Genomic DNA, 26,842 nt, shown 5'->3' with positions numbered 1-26,842 from the left:
GTGCCCACCGTCCGGCATAGCGACTATATCGGCTCCTGGCTTGCCGTCCTGCGCGAGGATGAGCGGGCGATCTTCAAGGCGGCAAGCGCGGCCAGCAAGGCGGCCGATTATCTGCTGGGCATGGAAGGGACAGCGGCATGACCGACAAGCTTCCCCTGCGCGTCTTTCTGCGGCGCGGGCGCCGGTCGCTCCGCCGCATGACCGCACTTCAGCGCACCATCTTCTTCGATATCCGTATGGAGGATCTTAGCTATGCCCAGCTTGCGCAGCGGCACGGCATCAGCGCCGAGCAGGCCGAGGCCGAATTTGCCGCAGCACTGCGCATATTCCTGCGGACCTTGTACGAGCCCGAGCCCTGGTGGCGACGGCTTTCCCATCGTCTATGATCAACCCGCCGCGCCCGATGGCTTGCCATCGGGCGATCGGTCCGACAGGGTGGCTATGCCATGCGTAACGATCTCGATCATCTTCCCGCCGACAAGCAGCGCGAACTGGCGCGCGTCGTGCAGATCATCTTCGAGGAATTTGAGGACGGGCTGGCGCTCGCCACCCAGGCTTGGCGCAAGAAGGGCCGCATCCAGAAGATCATCCTCTATGGCAGCTACGCCCGTGGCGGTTGGGTTGATGAGCCGCACACCGCCAAGGGCTACAAGTCCGACTATGATCTCCTGATCATCGTCAACGACCAGCGGCTGACCGATCGCGTCAAATATTGGCTTGGGGTCGATGAGCGGCTGATGCGCGAATATGGCATCACCGCCACGCTCAAGACCCCGGTCAATTTCATCGTCCACACCCTCCAGGAAGTGAATGATGGCCTCGCCCATGGCCGCTATTTCTTCATGGACGTGGCGAAGGATGGCATCGCGCTTTACGAGAGCGACGACAAGGAACTGCACACGCCAAAGCCCAAGACGCCCGACAAGGCGCTGGCCATGGCGCAGGAATATTCCGACGAGTGGTTTCCGGCATCCCTGCGGAAATTCAAACTCTCAAAAGATGCGACCGACCAGGGCTTCACTAAGGAAGCCGCCTTCCTACTGCATCAATCAGCGGAGAGCCTCTACCACTGCGTCTTGTTGGTCTGCACCTTCTATACGCCGCACGTGCATAACCTTGGCTTCTTGCGCACCCAGGCCGAGCGGATCGATCGGCGGCTGGCCTATGTCTGGCCAAGTGAGCGACATATCGATCGGGCGCGGTTCGAGAAGCTCAAGGAAGCCTATGTGAAGGCCCGCTATTCCAAGCATTACAAGATCAGCGAAGCGGAGCTGAGCTGGTTGGGCAAACAGGTCGAGGAACTGGGCCGCGTCGTGCATGAAGTCTGCGCCGAGCGCATCGCCGAACTCAAGCGGACTGCCGGCGTCCCCGCCTGATCATTTAGGGCCTGATCATTCAGGCTGTTCGCTCTGCTTTCTGATGGCGTCGGCAATGATCATCGCCAGCGACTCTTCCGCACGGGTGCGGGCCGCCGGATCCTTGGATGCCAGATCCTGCCTGATCCACTGCGGCGCGCGCTCGATCACGGCGAGAATGGCGGCTTGCATCTGTTCACTCATACCTTCGCCTATGCGCTGTCATGGCCGATCAGGCAATGCATCGGTCGCGAACATGCGCTGGCCCCGCCGGCGCCAGAGCAAAAGCAGCTTTTCGCGCTCTTCCGTTCGCAGTTTTGCCGCCGCTTCTCCAAGCAGCCCGAGCATTACCGCGCGATCATCATCGGTGAGCGTGACCAACTCAGCCTTCACGACCAGACCGCCGAGCTCAATCAAATGCCGGGTGCGCTCGCGCCGCTTCATCTGCCAGTCCCGCCGATCATGCCGCGCCTGGCTCAGCTGCAGGCGATGGCGCGCGACCTTCACCCGGCGCAGCGCTGCCCGGCTTGTCGCCAGCGCCTGACCCAGCATCATGCCGCTGCCCTGAAAAGAAGGCGGCTCCCCGTTTGCGCCACGCCTCCCGCCTTGGTGCTTCGGTTGTGCTGGCAGCGGCAAGCAATGCGCCGGCCAGTTCCTCGGCGCTGAGCCCATCGGCCCCGGTCGCCATCACCAGTTCGCCCAGCTGGCTCTGCTTGCGGGCTTTAAGTTGTCGTGCCTTGTCGGTGAGAGCCTTGAGCTCTGCGTCATAGTCCCGTGGTCTGCGCATGGAATATGGCCTCGCTGTTGGTGTCAGACCCCGGCGTTATCGACCGTCTCGATCAGTCACAATGCGCTGGAATTTCCTGGGATCTCGTCATCCCGAAACTGATGAAATCTTTTGAGGGCGCGCTTATACGTCGTGCCGACGTGCTGCTTTAGGTGTAAATGGTGGGCCGTCATGGCGATCTACCATCTCTCGGTCAAAGTCATCTCGCGCGCCGCCGGCCGCTCGGCGGTCGCCTCGGCCGCCTATCGCTCAGGCTCCTCGCTGTTCGATATGCTGTTCGGGCGCGATCATGACTTCTCCAACAAGGCCGGCGTCGTCCACAGCGAAGTGATGCTGCCCGATGGCGCGCCAGAGCAATGGCGCGATCGCGAGCAGCTGTGGAATGATGTCGAGGCCGCCGAGATCCGCAAGGACGCGCAGCTGGCGCGTGAAGTGGAGTTCGCCATCCCCCGAGAAATGTCGCAGGCTGAGGGCATCGCCCTTGCCCGCGACTTCGTCCAACGCGAGTTCGTCGATGTCGGCATGGTCGCCGATCTCAATGTCCATTGGGATATCGGCGCCGATGGACTGGCCAAGCCCCATGCCCATGTGATGCTGACCTTGCGCGAAGTGACGCCAGAGGGATTTGGCGCCAAGGTGCGCGACTGGAACAGCACGCAGCTTCTCAGCCATTGGCGCGAGGCCTGGGCGGAGCATGTGAACGAGCGCCTGGCTGCTCTAGATATCGATGCACGCATCGATCATCGCAGCCTGGAAGCCCAGGGCATTGATCTGGAGCCCCAGCACAAGATCGGCCCGGCTGCGGCGCGCATGGGGGAAGCGGGCCAGGCCAGCGAGCGGATCGAAGAGCATCATGAGATCGCCCGCTCCAATGGCGAGAAGATCCTCACCAATCCGGGCATTGCGCTCGATGGCATCACCCATAACCAGGCGACCTTCACCACTCGTGATCTTGCCATGTTCGTTCACCGCCATAGCGAGGGGAAGGAGCAATTTGATCGGGTGATGGCGGCGGTCAAAGCCTCGCCCGATCTGGTGGCGCTGGGCAAGGATGGGCGAGGGGAGGCGCGGTTCACCTCCCGCGCGATGCTGGAGACCGAACAGCGGCTCGAAAAGGCCACCGCCACGCTCGACGCGCGGCGCCATCACGGGCTTGCCGATCGCCATGTCGAACGCGCGCTGGCACGGGCCAGCGCAGGCGGGCTCGACCTCTCGGCCGAACAGCGCGGCGCGCTCGAGCATGTGAATAGCGCCAAGGGGCTGAGCAATGTCATTGGCTATGCCGGCACCGGCAAGAGCGCGATGCTGGGCGTGGCGCGCGATGCATGGGAGCGGGCCGGCTATGATGTGCGCGGCGCGGCGCTCTCGGGCATCGCTGCGGAAAATCTGGAAAGCGGGTCGGGCATAGCCTCGCGCACGATCGCCAGCCTGGAGCATCAATGGGCGCAGGATCGCGAGAGGCTGACCGACAGGTCGATCCTGGTGATCGACGAGGCCGGGATGATCGGCACGCGGCAGATGGAGAGAGTGTTTGAGGAGGCGCAGGCGCATGGTGCCAAGGTCGTGCTGGTCGGCGATCCCCAGCAGCTGCAGGCGATCGAGGCCGGCGCCTCGTTCCGCGCTATTGCCGAGCGCCATGGCAGCGTCGAGATCAGCTCGATCCGCCGGCAGGCGCACGACTGGCAGCGCGAGGCGACCAGGGCGCTGGCGACCGGTCGCACCCATGAGGCGATCACCGCCTATGGCGACCATGGCCATGTCCATGCCGCCGAGACGCGCGAGGATGCGCGGGGTGACCTGATCGAGCGGTGGGATCGCGATCGCATCGCCGACCCACAAGCCAGCCGCATCATCCTTACCCACACCAATGACGAAGTGCGCAGCCTCAACCAGGCGGCGCGCGAGCAACTGCAGCGGTCAGGGGAACTGGGCAGGGATGTCAGCCTCACCGTCGAGCGCGGCGCGCGAAGCTTTGCCGACGGAGACAGGATCATGTTCCTCAAGAATGAGCGCAGCCTTGGGGTGAAGAACGGAACGCTCGGCACCATCGCCCATGTCGACAAGGCGCATATGCGGGTATCGCTCGATGATGGGCGCGACGTGCGGTTCGACACCAAACATTATGCCCATATCGATCATGGCTATGCCGCCACCATCCACAAGGCGCAGGGCATGACGGTGGACAAGGTGCATGTGCTGGCAACCCCAGGGCTCGATCGCCATGCCAGCTATGTCGCGCTCTCGCGTCACCGCGAAACCGTCAATCTTCATTATGGCAAGGATGACTTTGCCAATCAGGGAAAGCTCGTGCGCACGCTCGAGCGTGAGCGTGGCAAGGATATGGCATCGGACTATGGGCGCGCGCCGGAGCCGGCGAGCCTGGCCCAGCCCCAACCCGAGCCACAGCCACCGCAGCAGGCCCAGCCCCAGCCACCGCATCAGGTCCAACCCCAGGCCGAGCCCTCGCTTCAGCCAAAGCGCAGTATCTTCGCCGGGCTGAAGCTCAATGCCGCGCCGCTGGACCAGCGACCGGCCATGCCCTCGTTCGACAAGGCGGTTCAGGACTATGCCAAGGCCTTGCAGCAAGAGCAGGCCATGCGCGCCCAGGGCTATGAGCCGCTGATCGAGCAGCAACAGGCTGCCCAGCGGGCGCGCGACGCGCTCGATGCGCTGCGCCCCCAGGCATCGCAGGATCTGAGCGCTGCCTTTGGCAAGGACCGCGGGCTCATCCATGAAGCGGCCACCGGGCATAGCGGCAATGCCATCAGGCAGATGCAGGTGGAGCGGGACATGCGTGTCGCTGGCCAGCAGCGGGCAGACCGCTTCATTGCCGATTGGCAAAGCAGCGACAGCCAGCGTCAGGCGCTCAGCCGCAGTGGCGACCATAGCGCAAGCGGGAAGGTGCGTGAGGCGATGGCGGGCATGGCCAAGGGGCTGGAGCGCGATCCTCAGCTGGAGTCGCTGCTGCGCAATCGCACCAAAGAGCTCGGTCTGTCCTCCCAAAGCGGCCAATCGCTGTCGCAGGATCTCCAGCGGCATCTCGGACGCTCGCTAGGCCGTGGCCTTGGGCTTTAGGACCTGATCGTGCCCGGACAAGCCACGCCATCAGGATGATGACGATTCATCTTAAGGTGGCGCGGAGCAAACTGACGGAAGAAGCAGTTATTGGTTAGCTTATGTTCACATGAAATTCCATATGCTGACGTCGGTACGTAATTGTTCGATGATGTATGCCGCTAGATGTAACTTGATATTGAAACTTTTGATACCAGCACACTGCCGTGTACAGTCGTTAGATTCAAAGACGTGTCGGCTATGCGCGCGTTGATAAGCTGAGATAGCGTAGCTTCTCCATTGTTTACAAATAATTCTACGGACGAAATGTCGATAAATAAGCTAACGTCTACTACACCTTCCGAAAAATCGCATGGCAGACTTCGATCTAGGCGCCACGCCTCGCTGTCAGGCGCTTCAGGGCCACTGGTCACGCGTCTGATAAATGCCCTATTATTACCTAGCTCAAAGCAGATCTGAGTGGAGTAACCGGAACCTCCGCGGACGGATAGCCACACTATTGATGGCCAAGCCGATCCGATCCGGTTGAGCGTGAGGTCGATCCGCCCCGCAACCATTCTAGCATTGTCGGGCCAGATATAATCATAACCATCTGCAATCGTCTGATCAGAGCCCTGGGCAGTAAGCGCGAATATCTTGTTCTGTGCTGGCAGAGGGGTGCTAGAAAGCCGCGGTGCATTGTTGATCAGTCGTAAGCGCAATTCGCGAACAATGCTGAGTTGACCTCGATAATCGTGGGTTGCTGGTAGTTGGTTTGCATATGCCCAGTTGTTCATCCATCCCATTGAGTATGCACAAGCAATGGGATCGGCAGCTTGAGGGTCATTCCATATAACGGCCGCGTAAAAATCAGCTCCGCCATCTAGCCATTGGCCGTCGGGAGCGCTGGCCGTGAAGGTCGTGCCATCGAATTCGCCTACCCAATACCAGGTTCCACCCGTGAAGCCGGAAGCCGTCCCATCTCCGCCTACCAGCAAAACCCATTTATCTGCCGAAGTTGTGCCATCTGGATTGTATAGATGCAGTTTGAAGAGATGCGAGCATTCCATCACGCCACCGACGACCGTTGACAGAAAACCGCTGGAATAAGTCCAGTGCTTGAGATCTGGCGAAGTGTAGATGCCGATCTTGCCTTCCTCTGACAGCGTCATAATCCAATTGCCGCTGGTCTCATGCCAGAAAACCGTGGGGTCGCGAAACTGCCTGTTGCCTGGGAAATTGGGTAGCACGATGTCGTGAAAGGTGAAGCTGGCACCCTCATCAAGAGAGTACCAGAGTGCGCAGGACTGGTTTTGCCCGGCGGCATTGTCTGCGGGCATTGTAACGAGCGCGATCAGTGCGCCGGGGCCGAATCCGGCAGTATTGGTGACATCGACAACCGCGCTCCCGGTCCAGATGTCTCCAAAGGATGTTGTGCGGCGTGGGATCGATATACCTTGATCCTGCCAAGTGACGAGGTCTGTTGAGGTCCAGCGGCGCCATTCAGTGCCATCGGTGGGATAGGTTGGATTGAAGAGCGCCCAAATTGTCCAGCGATCTCCCATTCGCACAGGGCGCTGTGGGTCGTTGATCCAGCCTCCTGCCGGGGCCGCGATATGATATCGTGGTCGTTCGCTAATCGGGGTTGCCGTTGGTAAACCAGTAGGATCGGGGGTTCCACTCGATACAGGCATTGCGCCAATTGCAGGTTCTGCTTCGCTGCCGCAGGATGAAAGCATTGGAAAGGCGGCGAGCATTTCCAATGTTTGTCTGCGTGAATAAAAGGGGGTAATCGCCACCGGCCTACTCCTCTCTCAAACTTTTTTGTTTTTTGATTGTCGTTGGCATGCACGCTCGTGGTGCATTGCAACGATGTTTTGATTGCATTCAGGTGGAGGGAGAGGCTCGCGATATCTGCGTGCCGGTCAGATAACTGCGTCTGACGGAATGCACCTTCATCACCCTCTCCATCCTGTGCGGCGTCATGCTTTCCATGATCGACGCAACTAAATCTATATATGTGATTTAGTTGCGTCAAGATCGCTGGCAGGATTCGATGGTTGACGCTTTTTTTTGATTTAACTTTTTGAAATTACGTATATTAAGCGGAGAGGCGCCTTTTTGTTTTTGGGTGTTCAGTCCCTCAGCAGTGATGTGACTTCCTCCTTGTCACCCAGAATCACCCCAATGCGCTGATGAAGTTTTGACGGCAGGACTTCCATCAGTCGCTGTTCGCCGTCGATGGCTGCGCCGCCTGCCTGCTCTACCAGAAAGGCCATCGGATTTGCCTCGTACATCAGACGTAGTCTGGCCGTACCATCCGGGCGGGCATCTTTAGGGTAAAGGAAGATACCCCCTCTTTTCAGGATGCGGTGTACATCGGCCACCATCGAGGCCGTCCAGCGCATGTTATAGTCCTTGCCCAAAGGCCCTTCCGCCCCCTGAATTCGTTCGTCGACATAGCGTATGATTTGCGGCGACCATTGGCGGCGACGCGCCATGTTTATGGCAAATTCGCGATTGCCCTTGGGCATCTGCATGGGGCCGTCGGTCATCCGCCATGAGCCGATTTCACGATCGAGAGTGAATTCATAGACGCCAGATCCAATTGTCAGAACCAGCAGCGTTTGTGGTCCATATATGGCATAGCCGGCTGCGACCTGATGTATGCCGGCTTGCAGAAAGTCCTGCTCTGTTACCTCGCGCCCTGAAGCATTTTCGGGTGCCTTGAGTACGGAGAAGATCGTTCCGACGCTCAGGTCGACATCAATGTTGCTTGAGCCGTCGATCGGATCGAACAGCAGCAGATATTCGCCTTTGGGATAGCGGTTGGGGATAGGGTAGAGGGTCTCCATCTCCTCGGAAGCCATGGCTGCCAGATGGCCACCCCATTCATTGGCATCGAGCAATAGCTCGTTGGCAATGACATCGAGCTTTTTCTGAACCTCTCCCTGAACATTCTCGCTGCCCAGGCTACCAAGAACTTCACCCAGTGCGCCCTTGGATACCGCGTGACTGATCGTCTTGCAGGCGCGTGCGACCGTTTCGATGAGCAGGCGCAATTCTCCTGGCAAAGCCTGGGCCTGGCGTTGCTGCTCGATCAGGAAACGGCTGAGGGAGATGGCTTGCATGGTAGGCCTTTGCATTGAGGGGGAGGGGGCTTAATCAGCTATTCGTGCAGCGACGTCTGCGCCGTGGGCATATCGCGCTGCTTCATAGATATCGTCGGCGCCGGGGCTCACGCCCGTGTAAAGAATAAATTGCTCCACCGCTTGCAGGACGATGACCTCTCCGCCGGAAATCACGCTCTTTCGAGCAGCTCTGGCTGCGCGGACGAAAGGGGTGTCGACCGGTTGGGCAACGACGTCGAAAGCGGTGCTGCAGGCCGCGATCTGCTCTGCGCGGAACGCCAAGGCGTCTCGGTCCTTGCCCTCCATACCCAATGGCGTGACATTAATCAGCAGTGGTGCGCTATCCGGCGGTAGATCAGCCTGCCAGCAAAAGCCATATTGGTCTGCGATCGCCTGCCCGGCCATTTTGTTGCGCGCGATGATCGTGCCGTTGGCGAAGCCAGCATCTCTAAGCGCGGCCGCGACGGCTTTCGCCATTCCACCACTTCCTCGGAGTAGAAAAGGTACCGGTTTTTCGATGCGCTTCTCGAGAAGCTGGCGAACCGCAACATAATCAGTGTTGTAGCCAGTCAGCCGGCCATCATCATTGACGATGGTGTTGACGCTGTCGATTGCACGGGCTGAGCTTTCAAGATCATCGATCAGAGGAATGACCGCTTCCTTGAACGGCATGGAAATGGCGCAGCCGCGCACATTCAACGCGCGGATGCCGCCGATCGCAGCTGCCAGATCCTGTGTACTGAAACTTTTATAGACATAGTCCAGCCCCAGAATCTCATAGAGGCAATTGTGGAAGCGGGATCCGGCGTTACCAGGGCGACCTGACAGCGACATGCACAATCTGGTGTCCCTGCCGATTGGCGGTTTCATATCCTCATACCCCATTCTGGTTTGCTGATTTTTCACGACGGATCGTAGATCCGCGGATGATGAGACGCCCGCTCAGAACCACCTTACGAGCGGCGGCGTTCGGATGGTCGAGACGGTCGAGCAGCATGGCCATGGCGGTGCGCCCGATCTCCTCCACGGGTTGTTCGATAACGCTCAGTCCATCAGCTGCAAATTCCGTCCAGCTGTCATTGTCGAACCCAGCCAATGCGAAGTCGCCGGGAACGCTCAGGCCCAGCGCATGTGCGGCTCGCAATACCGACATCAGCATCAGGCCATTGCTCGCAATGATCGCTTCGGGCCGATCAGGCGTTTGCAGGAGAGCGCTGACCAGCCTCTCCGCTTCACCCTCTCCATGCGGCACAGACAGGGATCGCGTAAGGATGCCGATCATTTGGGCTGCCTGCTCAAACCCGGCGCGTCGTTCGGCACCCGTGGTGCTGGCTGCGCCGAACAGGCCGGCAATGGATCTGAACCCTTGCGCATGCAGATGGGCAACCAGTGTGCGAGCCATCGCATCATTGTCGAGCACGACGCAGTCCGTGGTCGTCGCTGCTACGCGATCGATCAGGATGATGGGATGCTCTGCCTTTGTCTGCGATGCCTTCTTGGCGCCTTGCCGAGTGGGTGCCAGGATCACCCCTGTCACCCGTTCCTCCTGCATCAACTGGAGATACATCGCCTCTTTGGCGGGATCTTCATCCGTATTGCACAATATAACCCGCAGGCCGCGTTCATAGGCGATATCCTCGACCGTGCGAGACACTGCCGTGAAAAAGGGGTTACGGATATCTGCAACGATGAGGCCGATCGTGTTGCTGTGGCGCGAACGGAGCCGACGGGCCGCGAGGTTGGGCCGGTAGCCTGTTGTCCTGACCGCTGCGAGCACCCTGTCGCGCATGGCTGGATCAACCGCACGCCCCGAAAGTACCCGGGAGACGGTGGCAGGCGATACTTCGGCCACTCGCGCTACGTCCTTGATTCCGACCGTCATGGGAAAATCGTTTTCCTCATCCTCTCTTAATTCTGCCCGAGATATGGCCGATCGCAGGGGGTAAATGCAAGTGTATTGACAGAATCATGAGAAAACGTTTTCTTGAGAGGAGAGAGGATACTGAAGAGCCATGACTGCCGACCCCCTAAGTGTGCTTCGCCATGAAGATCTGATCCGCATCGATGCGCAGGCGTCCGACAAGGAGGCCGCCATCCTCCAGGCCGGCCAGATATTGGTCGCCGCTGGCTGCGTTTCGCCCGGCTATGAACAGAGCATGGTTCGGCGGGAGGCGGTGGCAAACACCTATCTGGGGTCGGGCGTCGCCATTCCCCATGGCCTGGGTGAGGACAAAGGGCTGGTGCGCCACGACGGGATCGTGGTCCTGCAACTGCGCGAAGGGATTGAGTGGAATCCCGGGCAGCGGGCCCATCTCATTGTCGGTATCGCCGCCAGTTCCGACAGTCATATCGCGATCCTGCGCCGCCTCACCCGCCTGATTCAGGATGAGGCGCGCCTGGCGGCCCTTCTCGCCACCGACGATCCGGCGGCTATTGCCGCTGCCCTCCATGAAGACGCCAACCCCAGCGAGGCCCGGCCTGCTGCCGAGGATCTGGCCGAACGGATCGAATGGACGGTCGACTATCCTGCTGGTCTGCATGCCCGGCCCGCCTCAGCCTGGGCGGAAGCAGCCAAGAGCCTGGCTACGCCCATACGCATCCGCCACGACGGAGACATGGCCGATCCGCGCAGTATCGTCTCGCTGCTGCAACTGGGGCTGAAGGCAGGCGAACGCGTCACCATTTCGGCGAGCGACAGGAACACGCTGGACCAGTTCATGCGGACCGTCACCAACCTCACGGTTCGTGAGAACGCCGATGCCGCCCGTGCCGCCGAAAAGGCGAAGGCGCCGGTGCGCGGCTGGAAACCGGCCGGCAATCCCGCGATGATCGCCGGGGTCGCCGCCAGCCCCGGCCTCGCCATTGGTCCCGTCCACATCCTGGCCTCGGCGGTACTGGACGTGCCCGACCAGCCGGTCGATCTGGTCGCGGGCGGCGCGCTGCTGAACGATGCGCTGGTGCGCACCCGGGCGCAGATGAAGGCGCTGGTCGATGACACCACCCGCCGTCTGGGTGCGGGGGATGCCGCGATCTTCGCGGCGCAGGCCGGGTTGCTGGACGATACTGACCTTATCACGCTTACCTGTCAGTTGATGGTGGAGGGCCATGGCGTCGCCTGGTCCTGGCATCAGGCGATCGATCGCATGGCAGGACAGCTTTCGGCACTGGGTAATCCGGTGCTGGCTGCACGCGCCGCCGATTTGCACGATGTCGGCCGGCGCGTGCTAGCCCAGATTGATCCGGCGCTCAGCGCAGGGACATTGGCCGACCTGCCCGATCAGCCCTGTGTGCTGGTGGCGACGGACCTGTCGCCATCGGATACGGCGACGCTCGACACGCGCCGCGTGGCGGGTATCGCCACCGCATTGGGTGGGCCGACGTCGCACAGCGCGATCCTGGCACGTACGCTCGGCCTGCCGTCGGTCGTGGCAGGCGGGGCCGATCTGCTGACGCAGGCGGCCGGCACGACCGCCATCGTCGATGGCGATAGCGGCCGTATCTGGCTCGATCCCTCGGCGCAGGACATTGCCTCCGCCCGCGCCTGGATCGAGGAGATCGCGGCGCGACGCGCCGCCGAAGAGGCGGAGCGCGCTCTGCCGGCACGGACCAGCGACGGACATGATCTGGCGATCGGCGCCAATGTGAACCGCCCGGATCAGGTGGCCTTCGCGATGGCACAGGGCGGCGAGGGGGTCGGGCTGATGCGCACCGAATTCCTGTTCCTCGAACGCGGCGACAGCCCGAGCGAGGAGGAACAATGCGCCATTTATCGCGGGATGATCGACGCGCTGGGTGATCGGCCGCTGATCGTCCGTGCGCTGGACATTGGCGGCGACAAACAGGTGCCGCATCTCGACCTGCCGAAGGAGGAGAATCCCTTCCTCGGGGTGCGTGGCGCTCGCCTGTTGCTGCGTCGGCCCGACCTGCTGGAACCGCAACTCCGCGCCCTGTATCGCGCGGCGAAGCTGGGCGGCGATCTGTCGATCATGTTCCCGATGATCACATCCGCGGCCGAACTGGTGATCCTGCGGGAACGTTGTGAAGCGATCCGGGCGGAACTGGCTGCACCGGCCGTTCCCATCGGCATCATGATCGAAGTCCCCGCCGCCGCTGTTCAGGCCCATGCGCTGGCGGAGCACGCGGACTTCTTCTCGATCGGAACCAATGACCTGACGCAATATGCACTCGCCATCGACCGTCAGAATCCGGAACTGGCGAGCGAGGCCGACAGCCTGCACCCGGCCGTTCTGCGCCTGATCGCCATGACCGTGGAGGGCGCGCGCCGGCATGACCGCTGGGTCGGCGTGTGCGGCGGCATTGCCGGCGATCCGTTCGGCGCGGCGTTGCTGGCGGGCCTCGGGGTCCATGAATTGTCCATGACCCCGCGCGACATTCCTGCCGTAAAGGCACGGCTCCGCGCCAGCAGCCTTGGCGATCTTCAGGGGCTCGCCGCTCGTGCGCTCGACGCGACAAGCGCCGCCGATGTGCGCGCGCTGGATGGGGATGGGGCATGATGGCCGTCTTCACCGTCACGCTCAATCCGGCGATCGACCAGACGGTCATGCTCGACCGTCTCGTTCCCGGGGAGGTGCATCGCGCGCGTTCCGTGCGGCAGGATGCCGGCGGCAAGGGGATCAACGCAGCCAGTTGCCTGGCCGACTGGGATGTGCCCGTCACCGTCATGGGCCTGTTGGGCGGCGCCAATGCGGCGCCCTTCGATGCGCTTTTTGCCGAAAAGTCGATCATCGACCGCTGCCAGCGCCATGGCGGTAGCACGCGCGTCAATCTGAAGCTGGTCGATGTCCATGGCACGACCGACATCAACATGAATGGCGCCCCGGCAACCGAAGCGCGCATCGATGCCGTCATTGCGGCGCTGGATGAACAGGTTGGGGCCGGCGATCTCGTCATCCTCTCGGGCAGCCTGCCGCCCGGCTGTCCGACCGATATCTATGCCTCCCTTACCGCCATGCTGCGGGCGCGGGGCGCTCTCGTCCTGCTCGACAGCAGCGGCCCGGCGTTTCGCCATGCACTCGCCGGCCCGGTTCTGCCAACCATCCTGAAACCCAATCTGCATGAACTGGCCGAATGGCATGATGGTCCGGTCGATGCGCCGCATCAGATCGCCGACGTCGCGCGCGGTTTGCTGGACCGGGGTGTCGACCTGATCGCCGTGTCGATGGGCGCGCAGGGCGCACTGTTCCTGACCGGCTCGGAAATGCTGCGCGCGCGCCTGACCGCGCACGGCGTGGAAAGCACGGTCGGTGCAGGCGATGCCATGGTTGCCGGTCTGGCCGCCGCCCTGATCGAAGGCGCGGGGCTGGATCGTATCGCGCGTCTATCCACCGCCTTTGCCGTCGGCAAGCTGGGCCGTGCCGGACCGCATCTGCCGACAAGGGACGAGATCGAAGCCCTGGCGGCCAGCGTGGAGACGGATATTCTGATGGGAGAGACGCAATGAGCAGGATTTTCGCGGTGGTGGATGCCGGCGAAGCCGGTGTCGCCGGCGTCCTGGTCGGCGAAGCGCTGCGCAAGGCCGCAAAGGCCAGTGGCCAGGCCATCGAAATCGAATTGCGGACCGCACAGGGGATCGTCAATCCCTTGCCGGGCGACGCGGACGGCGATCTGCTGCTGATCGCACCGGAAGGCGCCGACGCCCCGTCGGAAAACCGCCCGCATCGCCGCCTGACGCTGGAGGCGGTTCTGGCCGATCCCGTCGCCGCGCTGCACGGGGGCAAGGTAGCGGGCGTGTCGAGCGCCGTGCCGCGCATCGTCGCCATCACCTCCTGCCCGACCGGCATCGCCCATACCTTCATGGCGGCCGAGGGGCTGACCGAAGGCGCGCGCCAGCTTGGCTATGCCATTCGGGTCGAGACGCAGGGGTCGGTCGGCGCGGGCAACGCGCTGACGGCCGAGGAAATCGCTGCCGCCGACATCGTGCTGATCGCCGCCGATCGAGAGGTCGATCGCAGCCGCTTTGCCGGCAAGCGCGTCTTCGCCGGCAATACCAAGCCCGCCATCACCGGTGGCGCGAAGCTGATCGAGCGGGCGCTGGCGGAAGCGACCATACAGGGTGGCGAGGGGAGCGCATCGCAACCGGCCGACTCTGCCGCCGCGACATCGGGCGCGAAGCGCGCCGGTCCCTATAAGCATCTGATGACCGGCGTGTCCTTCATGCTGCCCTTCGTGGTGGCGGGTGGCCTGCTGATCGCGCTCGCCTTCGCGCTGGGCGGTATTCACGCCAATGATGCGGCAGCGAAGGGCACGTTGGCCTATGCCCTGTTCGAAATCGGCGCCAAGGGCGGATTCGTGCTGATGGTGCCGGCGCTGGCGGGCTATATCGCCTATTCGGTTGCGGACCGCCCCGGCATTGCACCGGGCATGATCGGCGGCATGCTGGCCGCCAATCTGGGCGCGGGCTTCCTCGGCGGCATCGTCGCCGGCTTCATCGCGGGCTATGGCGTCGACTGGCTCAATCGCCAGATTCAGCTGCCCAAGAATTTGCAGGGATTGAAGCCGGTCCTCATCCTGCCGCTGCTCGGCACGCTGCTGACCGGTCTGCTGATGCTCTATGCCGTGGGCACGCCGGTTGCCGCTGCGCTGGCTTTCCTGACCGATTGGCTGCGCAGCATGCAGGGGTCGAGTGCGCTGATGCTGGGCTTGATCCTGGGCGCGATGTCGGCATTCGACATGGGCGGGCCGGTCAACAAGGCGGGCTATGCCTTCTCGGTCGGCCTGATCGCCAGTCAGGTCTATACACCGATGGCGGCCACCATGGCAGCTGGCATGACGCCACCGCTCGCCGTTGCGCTCGCCACTCGACTGTTCCGCAATCGCTTCACGCCTGAAGAGCGCGAAGCCGGCGCGGCCGCCGCGGTCCTCGGCCTGGCATTCATCACCGAAGGGGCAATCCCCTTTGCCGCGCGCGATCCGCTGCGGGTCATTCCGGCGCTGATGGCCGGTTCGGCTGTGACCGGGGCCATCTCCATGGCGATGGGCGTGGAGCTAAAGGTGCCGCATGGTGGGCTGTTCGTGCTGCCGATCCCCGGCGCGGTCACCCATGTCGGCGTCTATGCGCTGGCCATTCTGGCCGGCACGCTGGTGAGCGCGCTGCTGGTCGGGCTGGTCAAGCGTCCCATAGCAAAAATCAAGGCCTGACGCCCCGAACGCGTCACGATAATCGGAGAGGCTATTCATGTATTTCAGGAAGATGGGTGCCGCCTGCATGGCCGGCGCCATGGCCTGTACCGCGCCCGTCGCGCTGGCACAGGATCAGGCGGTTGCCGATGTCGATCCGCCATCGGTCCAATCGGACGCGCCGGCCCAATGGCAACCGCTGGCAGGGAAGGGGGTGACATTGTCGCTCAGCTATACCGGCGAGGCGGCGACCAATGTCTCGGGCGGGCTTCGCCGCGACGCGGCCCATGCCGGGCAGGTCTATGTCGGCGCCGATCTAGATCTTGACCGGATGATCGGGATCGATGGCGCGACGCTTCATTTTGCCGTCACCAATCGCCATGGCAAGAATCTGGCCGCCATGGCGATCGGCAATAATACGTCAGTGCAGGAAATCTATGGCACCCAGAATACCCATCTCGCGATATTGACCTGGCAGCAGAGCTTCCTGGACGGGCGACTGGATATCGAGGTTGGGCGCAGCCAGGCGAATATCCATTTCCTCAACTCGCCGCTCTATTGCCATTTTCAGACCAATTCGGCCTGCGGCAACCCGACCTTCGTCTTCAAGAACAGCAATTTCACTTATTTCCCGGCATCCAGTTGGATGGCCCATGCCAAGCTGCATGTGACGCCGCAGATCATGCTGCATACCGGCGTTTACGAAGTGAACCCGGACCGCAAGCGCGCAAGCGACCATGGTTTCAATTTCAGCACGAAGAATGCGACCGGGGTGATCATACCCTGGGAATTAAGCTTTAGCCGGGATTCCGCCGATGATCGGCTGCCGAGCCATTATATTCTGGGCGGTTGGTTTGATCGTGGCGACTATGCCGATCCGCTGCGGGATGATCAGGGTGGCATCGCAATTTTGACCGGGCGGCCGGCGGCGACGCGGAATGGGCGGTCGGGCCTCTATGCCCGCTTCGATCAGCAGTTGACCCGTCCCGATCCCGCCTCGCCGCGGGGGCTGAGCATCTTTGGCGTGGCGATGACCAACCTGTCCGGCCAGGTCGAGGAAAGCCGTTATCTTGGCATGGGGATCGTGCAGACCGGCACCTTCGCCGGGCGCGATCAGGACACGATCGGCTTCGCCATCAACGATCAGCGTTTCAGCGACTTGGCGATGCAGCGGATGAGCGCCGCGCGGGTTGCGGCGGGCGGGCGCGCCGATATTCGTCGCCATCAATATATGATGGAGCTGGCCTATGGATTTCAGGTCAACCCGGCAATCCGTCTGTCGCCCAACCTGCAATATATTCTGCATCCTGACCAGACCAGGGCCCCCGATCGCACGCGGAACATCCGGAATGCCTTCATCCTGGGGTTCAAATTCACCGTAGATGCGATGCAACTATTGTTCCGCTAATGCCATAATGATTGCATTGAACTGCAATCATCATTTTTCTGATCGTGTGCTTTAGCCGCCGATAGGCTAAATTGGAATGTGACGGGCGCGGCTTTGCAATTCCAAAGATGAGAACATCTGGTTTAGACGAATTGAGGATTATACTTCCGTCAAGGAGGCGACGGCATCGACTTTGAGCAAGGAAATCAGGTTTGGTGCGTAGGTAGAGAATAGCGGAAGCAGGCCAGCGCCCATCGCAGGAGCCTTTTCCCCATTCTCGCCAATCTTCAGCTCTGGACAGAAAAAATCGCGGGGGGCGGTCTTTTGGATAGTATTTTTGACGCGTTCTGAAAGGGTGCGTAGCTGGGCATGTGATAGTCCGCCCCCGATGACCACGGCATCAAGGTCTAGGAGACTGTTCGCGCTAATAATTACGAATGCCAGCGCCTCAGCGCAGCGTTTCAGCCAAGCTTCCCAAGCCGGATTATGTTCGTCCTGCCCGCTGGTTATCATCTGGTACAGGGAGGCGGCGTGTAGCAGGAAGTCCGTGCTGGTGCCTTGAGGAATTGGCATTGAGGCAAGAGCCCCAGCATTGCCGTTTTTGCCGCGCTTGATCTCTCCATTCAGGATAAGGCCACCGCCAACGAAACTTCCGATATGGACATAGAGGAAATTGGTCAGACCTGCGGCTGATCCCGACATGAGTTCGGCAAGAGCGCCTGCATTGCCGTCATTTTCGAAGATGACCGGGCCATCCAATTCCTTCTGGAAAAACTCTTCGAGCTCTGGTGCTGCCCAGGCAGCGGCCTGCTGAGCCGCGATGCCCGCCTCTTCGCGCCATTCGCCGATGAACCAGGGCATAGCGATGCCGAAACCCAGAAAGCCTTCGCGCTGTTCTTCCCTCAGCTGCGGCATATGTTTTTGCGCAAAGCGTTGGATATGCTCCACAGCACTGGTGGGGCTGGGATAGGATGTGGTCGTGCTTTCGCAGGCGATGATGCGGCCATCAAAATCGAGCATGGTGCAAACCAGCCGGTCGCGGCCGATTTCAGCTCCGATGGTGCAACCACTGCCTCCGTTGATCCGGTAGATAATCGATGGCTGTCCCATGCCTCCTGTGCGCTTTCCGGCCTTTATCAGTCGCCCTTCCTCAGCAAGGCTTTCGACAATTCGGACAGCTGCCTGCGGTGAGAGGCCGGTTATCCGGGAAAGGTCGGCTTTGGAGGCACCGTTGAGCCGTCGTATCGTCGCGAGAATGAGGCGCTCATTATACCGCCGCACGCCCACCGCATTGCTGCCACGCTTATTCACCTTCGACTCCGCTCATTTTACCGGCAGCAAGATGATGCGCGATAGGGGCGGTAGTTTTGGAACAGCATTGCTGCAATTGGCAAGGGCGAGTGACGGCAAGAGCCGCTTGACAGACTAAATCACATTGATAGATCTAGTCTGTCAGGTAGCGGATTCGAACTTGAGACTATGGCAGAGCGGGCAGCATAGTTCCTTGTCACTTGGCTTCATTCGGACCTGCGGGCGCGCAGCGGCTGAGAACCTCTCCTTTCTTCGATTGCGAGCGCCTGACCAACCCGACAAAGCTCGTCCAAACCGGACGGGAAGTGCCCAGTTTCCAGACTGCACGCTGGAAATGTAAGGGGGGAGAAGAGGGGCTTTCAGCCCAGATCCTCCCCCATTTTTTTGGGATGTACGGGCCCTCTCACAATCGCAAAGAATGTGATTGACAGACTAAATCACATTTGTAGATTTAATGGAGTCGCAAGGGCGGCTTGCAAGCACGAATACGTGCTGCAGAACAGGGAAGAGGATGATCGTGAAGGCCGATCCACATAATTTGTTCCGCAGATTGCATGGCGCCTCGAAGGTGTCCTGCTTCTGGTCGTGTGTGGAGCAGGCGGCGCGCCACGCTCGCAGTCAATTCTTCCTCCTTAAAGCTTCCTCCTCGGCCCTGTTGGGTGCGGAACAGCTTGTCGTGCGAGTAAAACATGCAGAATGACAATCTTCTTCTGGGCGGTATCGAAGCGGGGGGGACGAAATTCCTCTGCGGCATTGCCGACCGCAATGGGCGCATCATCCGGCAGCAACGGATCGCCACTATAATCCCTGCAGATACGCTGGGCGAGGCCAGCGCTTTCTTCGAGCAGGCCGAACTGGACCTGGGACGGTTGTCCGCTTTTTCGATCGGCAGCTTTGGTCCCCTATCTCTCAATCCAGTCGCGCAGGATTATGGCTCGATCACATCGACGCCCAAGGCGGGATGGCAGGATGTCGACCTGCTTGGTCATTTTGCCCGGACGATCGATGCGCCGATGGCGCTCGATACCGATGTCAACTGTGCGGCCGTCGGCGAAAAGCTGTTCGGCAGCGGGCAGGGTCTCGACACCTTCTGTTATGTGACGGTTGGGACCGGCATTGGCGTGGGGCTGCTGATCGACGGTGCGCCCCATGGCGGTGCCAATCATCCCGAGGCGGGGCATATCCGACTGCCGCGTGCTGCTGGCGATGAGCTTTTTGCGGGCATTTGTCCTTTTCATGGCGATTGCCTTGAAGGTCTGGCTTGCGGCCCAGCAATGCGCGCCCGCTGGGGTGTTCCAGCTGAGCAACTTCCCCCAGATCATCCTGGCTGGGAGATTGAAGCGGACTATCTTGCCGGACTGTGCGCGACATTGACCTACATCGTGCGACCCGACCGTATCATCATCGGCGGTGGCGTCATGGAATCTCCCGGCATGTACCAGCGCGTCCGGCGCGCTCTGATCGGTAAACTTGCCGGCTATGACGCCAGTATGCGCGCCCTCGAAATGGACGACTATATCGCAGCGCCCACGGCGGGTGCATCGGCGGGACTGACCGGCGCGCTCGCGCTCGCCTATCGGACCGCGACACGCCAGTGGCCGATGCACTGGTCTGTCAAACTTCCGTCATCTTCCAATCAATCCTCTCTCTCAGGAGCTGCACTTGCATAGTCCCTCCCTATCGGATCACGCGGCTCACAGGATGGCAGCGCCGAGCGACGCTCGGGTGACAGGTGCAATCGTCCTGAGCGCAGCGGGCGCGGCGCTTGGTGGCCTATTGTTTGGTTTTGATACTGCCGTGATTTCTGGCACGACCTCGGCGCTGCAGGCGCGGTTTGGCCTGAGCGATGGCATGCTGGGCTTTACGGTTGCATCCGCTCTTATCGGTACCGTACTCGGCTCGCTGGTGGCGGGCGCGCCGGCTGATCGGTTCGGTCGGCGCGCGGTCATGCTTGCGGTCGCGATCTGCTACGTTGTGTCGTCGCTCGGCACGGGGCTAGCGGGCAGCTGGGGCACGCTCCTGGCCTTTCGGTTCCTTGGAGGTCTGGCAATCGGCGCTGCCTCGGTGGTTACACCGATCTATATTGCCGAAGTCTCTCCAGCGCGTTTCAGAGGGCGGTTGGTTGCGCTGAACCAGCTCAACATCGTGATGGGCATTTTGATTGCCTTTCTATCCAATTACCTGATCGCCAATCTCGCCCCTGCGGAGACCGCCTGGCGGTGGATGTTCGGCATCGTCACCCTTCCATCAGCACTGTTTCTTGGCGTTAGTCTCCTATTGCCGGAAAGCCCGCGCTGGCTGGCGATTCATGGGCGGGCGCCGCAGGCGCTGGGCGTCATGAAAAGGCTGGGATTTCTCGATCCGACGGATGAACTTCGTCATATCCAGGAGGCCGAGGCCCGTCTTGATCGATCCATCGCACCGGGCCTGTTTCAGGCCGCCTATGCTCGCCCGGTCGCCTGCGCCATCGCAATTGCCATGTTCAACCAGCTCTCCGGTATCAACGCGCTGCTTTATTACGCGCCGCGTGTCTTTGAACTGGCCGGTGCAGGCTCTGACAGCGCGCTGCTGCAGTCTATCGCCATTGGCGGCACCAATCTGGTTTTTACCATCTTGGCGCTGTTTCTGATCGATCGCTTCGGTCGCAAGCCACTCCTGTACACCGGGTCGATCCTATGTGCCGTAGCCCTGCTTCTCGTGGGCTATCAGCTGGAAAGCTCTGATCCCGACGGCACGTTGATCCTTGTTGGTCTGTTGGGTTTCATCGCCGCCTTTGCCGTGTCGCAAGGCGCTGTCATCTGGGTGTTCATTTCCGAGGTTTTTCCCAGCGCGGTGCGCGGCAAGGGGCAGGCGCTTGGCAGCACGACCCATTGGGTCATGGCTGCTGCGATCACTTGGGCCTTTCCCGTATTTGCAGCCCAGGTCGGTGGTTGGGTCTTTGCCTTCTTTGGCGCGATGATGCTGCTCCAGTTCATCTGGACCTGGAAGGCGATGCCCGAAACCAACGGTGTCGCGCTCGAAGACATGGACCTTGGGAGTGCGCAGGCATGATCAGGACGCTTTTCTTGATAACCGCTACAGCTCTGATGGTTCCGGCCGCAACCCAGGCGCAGCGAGCCGATCCTCGCCCGGCATATCATTTCGCGCCCAAGCGCAACTGGATGAATGACCCCAACGGTCTGGTCTATTTCGAAGGCGAATATCATCTCTTCTATCAATATAATCCCCATGGTGACCGCTGGGGGCATATGAGTTGGGGTCATGCCGTCAGCCGGGATCTTGTGACCTGGGAGGAATTGCCGGTCGCCATCCCGGAGACCGCCGACGTCATGGCGTTTTCCGGCAGCGCAGTGATCGACTGGAAGAATAGCAGTGGCCTGGGCCGTGACGGTAAGCCGCCGATGATCGCGGTCTACACCGGTCATAATCCCAAAGCCAAGCTGCAGTCCCAATATCTTGCCTACAGCAATGACCGCGGACGAACATGGACCGTACATGGCGAGGTGCTGAGTGTGGGATCTCCGGAATTTCGGGATCCCAAGATCTTCTGGCATGAACCGACAAAGTCATGGGTCATGGTCGCTGTCATGGCGACCGAAAACCGCGCCGTCATCTTCACGTCACCCAATCTCAGGCAATGGACCTTTGCCAGCAGTTTCGGTCCGGCGGGCGGCCGGGGACGAAATTGGGAATGCCCCGATCTCAATCTCCTTCCCGTCGAAGGCGGAAAGCCCGGAGAGCAGCGCTGGGTGCTCAGCGTCAATCTGGGCGACCAGGCTGTGGGCGGCGGTTCGGGCGGCCAATATTTCGTGGGCGACTTTGATGGTCGTCGCTTCACGCCTGTCGAAGGGTGGGGCGGGGAACCGGTCTGGACGGATTATGGCGCCGATTTCTACGCGGCGGTCGCCTGGAATGATCTTCCCAAGGACGACCCTCGCCGCATCTGGATCGGATGGGCCAATGACTGGCGTTATGCCGAGGCGATACCCACCTATCCCGCCCGCGGCATCATGACTGTACCGCGCAGCATTTCCCTGAGGAAAACCGCCGAGGGCTATCGGCTGACGCAGCGGCCGGTGCAGGAACTGGAACAGTTGCGAGGCGGCAAACAGGCCGTGCGTCAATTGTCGCTGGGCGAAGAACCCGTTCCGCTCCCCGTCGAGGGTGGTGCCATTGATCTTCAGGCCAATCTTTCATTGGGACAAAGCGAGCAGGTGGCGATCACGCTGACCGATGGCGAGGGTTATCAGATGGTGATCGGCGTCAATCCGACGGTGAACGAGGTCTTCATCGATCGTTCGCGCTCTGGTCCACATTTCCACGACGGGTTTGCAAACCGTCATGTGGCGCCGGTTGACCTGAGTAAGGGCAGGGTGTCTCTTCGCCTGCTTGTGGATGAATCGATCGTCGAGCTGTTCATCAACGATGGTGAGCAGACGATCACTGATCGCTTCTTTCGCGGTTCAGGAACCCTGCGCTGGAGCGCTTCTGCGCGCGGCGCACCGGCAATCATGGATATCACTGCATGGCCGATCAGGCCGGAGGTGTCCCGCTGACGATCACGCCACACGAGAGCTGAACAGCTCGATCACCATCGGATGATTTTGAATTTCCGCTGCATGGACAGTCGGAACGCAGCTTCGCGCGGCCTGCATAGCAATAAACAAAGGGAGGATAATCATGAATTTCAAGGCAGTGGCACTACTTGGATCAACGTCGCTCGCATCGCTTCTGCTGGCTGCGCCGGCCATGGCGCAGAATGCAGGCGGTAACGCGGCTTCGGCAAAGAAGAAAGGCGAGGAGACGATCGATTCCGCGTCGGTTCCAGACATTGTCGTAACGGGTTATCGTGCCGCGCTGGGCTCTGCGCAGGACATGAAGCGCCAGTCCGATGCGATTGTCGATGCGATCGTGTCGGAGGATATCGGCAAGCTTCCTGACAATAATGCGGCTGAAGCGATCTCGCGCGTCGTGGGTGTGCAGGTGCTACGCTATAATGACGAGGCGGGTGTGGTGCTTGTCCGCGGACTTCCGGACGTGAACACGACCTTCAACGGACGGGAATTCTTCACGGCTGATGATCGTGTACTGCATCTGCAGGATTTCCCGGCTGGCGTGGCCGCAGGTTTGGAGGTCTACAAATCGGGCACGTCCGATCTCATCGAGCCAGGGCTTGCCGGCTTGATCAATTTGCGTGCGCGTCGGCCGTTCGACGTCAAGGACACGCAAATTGCCGGCGAAGTGCGCGGATCCTATAATGACCAGTCCAAGGCCTTCGACCCTTCCGCCAACCTCCTGTTGACCAAGCGCTGGGATACGCCGATCGGCGAGATCGGTGCGCTCGTCAATTTCAGCTATGTCCGGATGACCTATCGCAACGCCGATCGTTATGCCGATTCCGCTATCATCAGCCCGCTGGGCTTTGGTGCTGATGACCCCGCCGATGACATGACCGTTACGACGCCAGGCGTGTGCAATTTCCGCTTTCCTGCCAATGCCGGCAATTTCTACGAGAAGGGCGTTCGGCATCGGCCCGCGATAAATGGCGCGATCCAGTGGCGACCGACCCCCGATCTGGAAATCTATGCGGAAGGCCTTTGGCAGGCCTATCGGGGCAAGGTCCTTCGCGATGGTTTCAACGTCAATTTCGAGCGTCGCAGCATCGATGGCATCGCCCCGACACTGAGCAATGTGGTCCTGGTCGAAGGCGAGCCCCTCAAGGCGGCAAGCTTCACCAAGACCGGCGGCTATGTGCCCGAATTCTTCCGCTCCACCCAGGACGACCAGACCGACACCTATCAGGCGGCACTGGGATTCAAATGGAAGACCGACCGGGCCACCTTGTCGGGCGACTTCGCCTACACCTACAGCAAGTATGAGGCGGACGAAGACAGCGTCGACGGCCAGCTCGCCAGCGCGCCGACGATCAATGTTGAATGGGACGTCAAGGGTTCGGCCATCTTCGATCTGGGTGACTTCGACAAGACGAACCCCGCCAACTATATCTGGCGCGGCTATTATCAGCGGCATTTCGTCACCAAGGGTGATGGCGTGCAGGGACGGCTCGACCTGGATCTCGATACCGATTTTGACTGGCTGCCCAAGATCCAGGTCGGCATTCGGGCGAGCGACCGCACTGCGCTCATGCAGAATAACAACCGCTACGCCTACACGGCTGGCCTGGGTCTCCCGCTCGCGAGCCTGCCGACAGGCGAGCTTGAACTCATCAATGATGGCTTCCGCGGCGATCCGCAGCGCTTCCAGAACTGGCTGGCACCGACCCGCGGTTCCATCCGGGACAATGTGGAAGCGCTGCGGCAGCTGGCCTATGCGTCTGTGCAGCAATTGACGATCATGTTCCCCAATGACGGTGGTATCCGCGACGCCGTGACCAAGTTCGCGACCGAGGAAATACCGTTCGATCCGCTCAATGGCTTCACTGCCAAGGAAAAAAGCTATGCCATGTACGGCCAGGGCAAATATGAGTTTGACCTTGGGGATGTCGCTGTCGACGGTACATTCGGCGTTCGCGTCGTCAACACCGATGGCCGCTATTCCGGCTTCTCACGGGTAAACGGCTCTGATGGCACATCCCAGATCGTCCCGCAGGTATCGCGCCAGAACTATCTTGATGTCCTGCCTTCGTTCCACACCCGGATCCGATTGACGCCCGAATTCCAGGTGCGACTGGCCTATAACCAGACCCGGACGCGGCCGAGTTTCGGCCAACTCAACCCATCCCTCAATATTACCCGTAACAGCCCTGGTCCTGACGGCTCTCCGCCGCAATATGCCGCATTTGGCAACGGCGGTAATCCGAACCTCAAGCCGCTGACGTCCAAAAATTATGACGCGACGCTCGAATATTATTTCTCCAAGAATGGGTCGGCGACACTCGCGGTCTTCTACCGGGATCTCCAGGGCTTCATCAGCAACTACACCCGGGACGTGATGGACCCGGATTATGGCCGTATCCAGATCAACCGCCCGGAAAATGCCGGTAAGGGCGAAATCAAAGGGGCCGAAGCGTCCTTCCAGACCTTCTTCGATTTCCTGCCAGGGTTCCTGTCCGGCTTTGGCGTCCAGGCCAACGTCACCTATCTCGACGGCACCAATGCACTTCCAACGGTGCTGGGCGAAGGCGCTCGCCAGGTACGGATTACCGGCCTTTCGAAATGGGCTTATAATCTGACCGGATTCTACGAGAAGGGACCGGTATCTGCGCGTCTGTCCTACAATCACCGTTCGAGCTACATCAACAGCTACAACCGGAACTCGAACGAGGATCAATATGCCGGGGAAATTACCCGCAGCATTTCGCGCCTCGATTTCTCCGCCTCCTATGAAGCGATCAAGGGAATTACGATCGTCGGCAATGTGAGCAATATCCTGGGCAAGCCGTTCAACAATTATCGCTATTATAACGAAACTCAGTATTTTCCCCGCGATCTTAGGGTTGAGGGGCGTTATTTCAGCCTGGGTGTCAGGTTCAAAATGTAATCCAGGTGCATTGTTGTAGGGGGTGAGGCACTTGTCTCACCCTCAAAACCACGAGAGCGGACTTCTGGAATCGATTCATCATCCGATCTATTAGGTTGACGTATTCAAAGACTATCCCACGCGGTTTTGAATCGGCCTATGCGCAGTCTTCAACAAAAGACTACGTGGCAGTCTGAAGCAAGTTCATGGGGAATTATGATTATTCTCGGCGACGAAGTTGAAGATGTTGTGACCGATATGGGTGGCTTGATGCGCATCCATCTTTTTCGCCCTGCTCGAGAGGGGCGGTTTCCTGCTCTACTATTCTTTTCGGAAATATATCAGGTCACGGCACCAATCAGAAGGATCGCTGCATTTTTAGCCGGACACGGGTTCCTGGTGGCCGTTCCGGAAGTCTATCATGAATATGAAAAGGCGGGCACGGTCCTGCCATATAATTCTGAAGGGACCGACAGAGGCAATGCGCTCAAGTTTCTCAAGCCAGTCGGTGCCTTCGATGCAGATGCCCGTGCGGGTCTTGATTTCCTGACTGCTCATCCGTCGTCGACCGGACACGTCGGCACGATCGGTAAATGCCTTGGGGGCCATCTGGCCTTGCGTGCCGCATTGGATTCTCGAGTGAAGGCTGCAGCCTGTTTCTATCCAACGGACGTCCATAGCGGAACATTGGGGGAAGGACGAAGCGACGATACATTTGCCAGGTTGATCGAGCTACGCGCTGAGACGCTGTTCATATGGGGACGGCAGGATCCTCATATTCCATTTGAAGGGCGCGAAAGGATCCGCTCGCGGCTTGAGGCCGTCGGGGCGAACTATGAATGGCTGGAGTTCAATGCCGCCCATGCTTTCATGCGCGATGAAGGTCCTCGCTATGATCCTGCTCTGACTGTGCGCGCGCTCTTGGCATCGATCGCGCTATTCCAGCGAGCCTTGTGAATACGAATACGCGTTGAATGCCATGGGCCGGCTCTCATGTTAGCCATCAAATAGATTTCAGGAGCTGAGAAAAAGCTGTGGGTCGTCGCCGAACTGAAGATAATTCCGCGGGCCTTTCCAAGGCGCCTGCGATCACGCAGAATCCCGACATCCGTTATCTGGGACGCCTGCTGGGCGATGTCATTCGGGCCTATGGCGGGGAGAAACTCTACAAGCAGACCGAATATATCCGCTCCGCCTCGGT

22 protein-coding genes are annotated in these 26,842 nt (G+C 60.4%); 14 read left to right on the top strand and 8 right to left on the bottom strand.

Annotated features, from left to right (window positions below):
- From A0U87_RS20615 to A0U87_RS20605, 3 genes are all read left to right on the top strand, one after another.
- A partial coding sequence (locus A0U87_RS20615) for a zincin-like metallopeptidase domain-containing protein (RefSeq protein WP_240700605.1) occupies nt 1-141 on the top strand: 141 nt, incomplete at its 5' end.
- Nucleotides 138-386, top strand: a complete 249-nt coding sequence (locus A0U87_RS20610; protein ID WP_072895669.1) for a hypothetical protein — start codon at nt 138-140, stop codon at nt 384-386. The genes A0U87_RS20615 and A0U87_RS20610, both read left to right, overlap by 4 nt.
- Nucleotides 387-446: 60 nt before the next feature.
- A complete protein-coding gene (locus A0U87_RS20605) occupies nt 447-1,376 on the top strand; it encodes a HEPN domain-containing protein (protein WP_137405938.1) in 930 nt (309 codons plus the stop codon).
- Nucleotides 1,377-1,391: 15 nt separating this feature from the next.
- Here A0U87_RS20605 and A0U87_RS26305 read toward each other — a convergent pair whose 3' ends face one another.
- From A0U87_RS26305 to A0U87_RS20595, 3 genes are read right to left on the bottom strand one after another with little or no spacing between them, the layout of a single operon-like run.
- Entirely contained in the window at nt 1,392-1,559 is a 168-nt protein-coding gene (locus tag A0U87_RS26305) for a DUF6771 family protein (RefSeq protein ID WP_168708665.1), read from the bottom strand.
- Nucleotides 1,560-1,577: 18 nt separating this feature from the next.
- Nucleotides 1,578-1,910 carry a conjugal transfer protein TraD gene (locus tag A0U87_RS20600; RefSeq protein WP_240700604.1) on the bottom strand — a complete coding sequence of 111 codons (333 nt, stop codon included), beginning with the start codon at nt 1,908-1,910 and terminating at the stop codon, nt 1,578-1,580.
- Nucleotides 1,816-2,142: a conjugal transfer protein TraD gene (locus tag A0U87_RS20595; protein WP_137405937.1), complete on the bottom strand. Its 327-nt coding sequence runs from the start codon at nt 2,140-2,142 to the stop codon at nt 1,816-1,818. The genes A0U87_RS20600 and A0U87_RS20595 overlap by 95 nt, the downstream gene beginning before the upstream one ends.
- A gap of 171 nt (nt 2,143-2,313) precedes the next feature.
- On the opposite strand from A0U87_RS20595, the gene traA reads away from it, so the two are divergent.
- A complete protein-coding gene (gene traA, locus A0U87_RS20590; protein WP_137405936.1) occupies nt 2,314-5,217 on the top strand; it encodes a Ti-type conjugative transfer relaxase TraA in 2,904 nt (967 codons plus the stop codon).
- 161 nt (nt 5,218-5,378) lie between these two features.
- Here traA and A0U87_RS20585 read toward each other — a convergent pair whose 3' ends face one another.
- From A0U87_RS20585 to A0U87_RS20570, 4 genes are all read right to left on the bottom strand, one after another.
- A complete protein-coding gene (locus tag A0U87_RS20585) occupies nt 5,379-6,995 on the bottom strand; it encodes a glycoside hydrolase family 32 protein (protein WP_137405935.1) in 1,617 nt (538 codons plus the stop codon).
- Between the two features lie 336 nt (nt 6,996-7,331).
- Entirely contained in the window at nt 7,332-8,327 is a 996-nt protein-coding gene (locus tag A0U87_RS20580; RefSeq protein ID WP_048939538.1) for a class 1 fructose-bisphosphatase, read from the bottom strand.
- Between the two features lie 30 nt (nt 8,328-8,357).
- The gene (locus A0U87_RS20575; RefSeq protein ID WP_097385642.1) at nt 8,358-9,197 is read right to left on the bottom strand and encodes a shikimate 5-dehydrogenase; all 840 of its coding nucleotides are present in this window, start codon (nt 9,195-9,197) and stop codon (nt 8,358-8,360) included.
- 4 nt (nt 9,198-9,201) lie between these two features.
- Nucleotides 9,202-10,209, bottom strand: coding sequence for a LacI family DNA-binding transcriptional regulator (locus A0U87_RS20570; RefSeq protein ID WP_048939536.1), 1,008 nt, complete (start codon nt 10,207-10,209; stop codon nt 9,202-9,204).
- A gap of 130 nt (nt 10,210-10,339) precedes the next feature.
- Between A0U87_RS20570 and ptsP the strand changes: the two genes are divergently transcribed.
- Genes ptsP through A0U87_RS20550 form a run of 4 tightly spaced genes read left to right on the top strand, consistent with a single transcriptional unit; the run spans nt 10,340 to nt 16,872 of the window.
- On the top strand, nt 10,340-12,841 hold the full coding sequence (gene ptsP / locus A0U87_RS20565; RefSeq protein ID WP_137405934.1) for a phosphoenolpyruvate--protein phosphotransferase: 2,502 nt from the start codon (nt 10,340-10,342) through the stop codon (nt 12,839-12,841).
- Nucleotides 12,838-13,788 carry a 1-phosphofructokinase gene (pfkB, locus tag A0U87_RS20560; protein ID WP_170978442.1) on the top strand — a complete coding sequence of 317 codons (951 nt, stop codon included), beginning with the start codon at nt 12,838-12,840 and terminating at the stop codon, nt 13,786-13,788. The genes ptsP and pfkB overlap by 4 nt, the downstream gene beginning before the upstream one ends.
- The gene (locus tag A0U87_RS20555; RefSeq protein WP_048939533.1) at nt 13,785-15,485 is read left to right on the top strand and encodes a fructose-specific PTS transporter subunit EIIC; all 1,701 of its coding nucleotides are present in this window, start codon (nt 13,785-13,787) and stop codon (nt 15,483-15,485) included. The genes pfkB and A0U87_RS20555 overlap by 4 nt, the downstream gene beginning before the upstream one ends.
- A gap of 37 nt (nt 15,486-15,522) precedes the next feature.
- Entirely contained in the window at nt 15,523-16,872 is a 1,350-nt protein-coding gene (locus tag A0U87_RS20550) for a carbohydrate porin (RefSeq protein ID WP_234415600.1), read from the top strand.
- Between the two features lie 138 nt (nt 16,873-17,010).
- On the opposite strand, the gene A0U87_RS20545 is transcribed toward A0U87_RS20550, so the two are convergent.
- Complete coding sequence (locus A0U87_RS20545; protein ID WP_048939532.1) at nt 17,011-18,162, bottom strand: ROK family transcriptional regulator; 1,152 nt, start codon at nt 18,160-18,162, stop codon at nt 17,011-17,013.
- A 511-nt stretch (nt 18,163-18,673) separates the two neighbouring features.
- On the opposite strand from A0U87_RS20545, the gene A0U87_RS20540 reads away from it, so the two are divergent.
- The 6 genes from A0U87_RS20540 to A0U87_RS20515 all read left to right on the top strand — a co-directional run bounded on the left by A0U87_RS20540 (nt 18,674) and on the right by A0U87_RS20515 (nt 26,598).
- A complete protein-coding gene (locus tag A0U87_RS20540) occupies nt 18,674-18,862 on the top strand; it encodes a hypothetical protein (RefSeq protein ID WP_136186961.1) in 189 nt (62 codons plus the stop codon).
- A complete protein-coding gene (locus A0U87_RS20535; RefSeq protein ID WP_048939531.1) occupies nt 18,852-19,832 on the top strand; it encodes an ROK family protein in 981 nt (326 codons plus the stop codon). The genes A0U87_RS20540 and A0U87_RS20535 overlap by 11 nt, the downstream gene beginning before the upstream one ends.
- A 31-nt stretch (nt 19,833-19,863) precedes the next feature.
- Nucleotides 19,864-21,213, top strand: a complete 1,350-nt coding sequence (locus A0U87_RS20530; RefSeq protein ID WP_048939530.1) for a sugar porter family MFS transporter — start codon at nt 19,864-19,866, stop codon at nt 21,211-21,213.
- A complete protein-coding gene (locus tag A0U87_RS20525; RefSeq protein WP_240626834.1) occupies nt 21,210-22,718 on the top strand; it encodes a glycoside hydrolase family 32 protein in 1,509 nt (502 codons plus the stop codon). Before A0U87_RS20530 ends, A0U87_RS20525 begins: the two co-directional genes overlap by 4 nt.
- A gap of 124 nt (nt 22,719-22,842) precedes the next feature.
- A complete protein-coding gene (locus A0U87_RS20520; protein ID WP_137405933.1) occupies nt 22,843-25,662 on the top strand; it encodes a TonB-dependent receptor in 2,820 nt (939 codons plus the stop codon).
- Between the two features lie 195 nt (nt 25,663-25,857).
- Nucleotides 25,858-26,598: a dienelactone hydrolase family protein gene (locus A0U87_RS20515; RefSeq protein WP_122928113.1), complete on the top strand. Its 741-nt coding sequence runs from the start codon at nt 25,858-25,860 to the stop codon at nt 26,596-26,598.
- The last annotated feature ends 244 nt before the right edge of the window (nt 26,599-26,842 follow it).

Origin of the sequence: Sphingobium sp. MP9-4 (genome assembly GCF_005281675.1) — a bacterium.
Taxonomy (GTDB): domain Bacteria; phylum Pseudomonadota; class Alphaproteobacteria; order Sphingomonadales; family Sphingomonadaceae; genus Sphingobium; species Sphingobium yanoikuyae.
Note: the sequence above shows the minus strand (reverse complement) of the source record. Positions and strands in the feature narration are given on the sequence as shown.

Coding starts and splice junctions, on each gene's coding strand:
- pfkB (WP_170978442.1), top strand. CDS start 12,838: ATGATGGCCGTCTTCACCGTCACGCTCAATCCGGCGATCGACCAGACG.
- A0U87_RS20575 (WP_097385642.1), bottom strand. CDS start 9,197: ATGAAACCGCCAATCGGCAGGGACACCAGATTGTGCATGTCGCTGTCA.
- A0U87_RS20515 (WP_122928113.1), top strand. CDS start 25,858: ATGATTATTCTCGGCGACGAAGTTGAAGATGTTGTGACCGATATGGGT.
- A0U87_RS20555 (WP_048939533.1), top strand. CDS start 13,785: ATGAGCAGGATTTTCGCGGTGGTGGATGCCGGCGAAGCCGGTGTCGCC.
- A0U87_RS20570 (WP_048939536.1), bottom strand. CDS start 10,209: ATGACGGTCGGAATCAAGGACGTAGCGCGAGTGGCCGAAGTATCGCCT.
- A0U87_RS20580 (WP_048939538.1), bottom strand. CDS start 8,327: ATGCAAGCCATCTCCCTCAGCCGTTTCCTGATCGAGCAGCAACGCCAG.
- A0U87_RS26305 (WP_168708665.1), bottom strand. CDS start 1,559: ATGAGTGAACAGATGCAAGCCGCCATTCTCGCCGTGATCGAGCGCGCG.
- A0U87_RS20535 (WP_048939531.1), top strand. CDS start 18,852: ATGCAGAATGACAATCTTCTTCTGGGCGGTATCGAAGCGGGGGGGACG.
- A0U87_RS20605 (WP_137405938.1), top strand. CDS start 447: ATGCGTAACGATCTCGATCATCTTCCCGCCGACAAGCAGCGCGAACTG.
- A0U87_RS20520 (WP_137405933.1), top strand. CDS start 22,843: ATGAATTTCAAGGCAGTGGCACTACTTGGATCAACGTCGCTCGCATCG.
- ptsP (WP_137405934.1), top strand. CDS start 10,340: ATGACTGCCGACCCCCTAAGTGTGCTTCGCCATGAAGATCTGATCCGC.
- A0U87_RS20610 (WP_072895669.1), top strand. CDS start 138: ATGACCGACAAGCTTCCCCTGCGCGTCTTTCTGCGGCGCGGGCGCCGG.
- A0U87_RS20530 (WP_048939530.1), top strand. CDS start 19,864: ATGGCAGCGCCGAGCGACGCTCGGGTGACAGGTGCAATCGTCCTGAGC.
- A0U87_RS20550 (WP_234415600.1), top strand. CDS start 15,523: ATGTATTTCAGGAAGATGGGTGCCGCCTGCATGGCCGGCGCCATGGCC.
- A0U87_RS20595 (WP_137405937.1), bottom strand. CDS start 2,142: ATGCGCAGACCACGGGACTATGACGCAGAGCTCAAGGCTCTCACCGAC.
- A0U87_RS20600 (WP_240700604.1), bottom strand. CDS start 1,910: ATGATGCTGGGTCAGGCGCTGGCGACAAGCCGGGCAGCGCTGCGCCGG.
- traA (WP_137405936.1), top strand. CDS start 2,314: ATGGCGATCTACCATCTCTCGGTCAAAGTCATCTCGCGCGCCGCCGGC.
- A0U87_RS20540 (WP_136186961.1), top strand. CDS start 18,674: ATGATCGTGAAGGCCGATCCACATAATTTGTTCCGCAGATTGCATGGC.
- A0U87_RS20525 (WP_240626834.1), top strand. CDS start 21,210: ATGATCAGGACGCTTTTCTTGATAACCGCTACAGCTCTGATGGTTCCG.